The organism is Paenibacillus soyae (genome assembly GCF_024623455.1).
In the GTDB taxonomy this organism is placed as follows: Bacteria; Bacillota; Bacilli; order Paenibacillales; family Paenibacillaceae; genus Pristimantibacillus; species Pristimantibacillus soyae.
Genome location: NZ_JANIPJ010000097.1, coordinates 1 through 255, shown reverse-complemented (window position 1 = coordinate 255; position 255 = coordinate 1). Strand labels below are relative to the sequence as shown.

General features: G+C 49.4%; 1 rRNA gene. It reads left to right on the top strand.

Annotated elements, in window-relative coordinates:
• Nucleotides 1–73, top strand: a 16S ribosomal RNA gene (locus NQZ67_RS30160); the annotation flags it as partial.
• Nucleotides 74–255: the final 182 nt, after the last annotated feature.

Genomic DNA, 255 nt, shown 5'->3' with positions numbered 1-255 from the left:
GGTGGGGTAGATGATTGGGGTGAAGTCGTAACAAGGTAGCCGTATCGGAAGGTGCGGCTGGATCACCTCCTTTCTAAGGATATACCCGATCTCGATGAAGATCGGATAGGAAGCATAAGCTTCCACAGGCAACTCTCAGGCAGGATTGTTGCTCGCTCGTTGTCAGTTTTGAAAGATCAATTTCGATCTTTCTGGAGTTCTATAGCGAATAGAATACCCGAGGGCCTTTAGCTCAGCTGGTTAGAGCGCACCCCT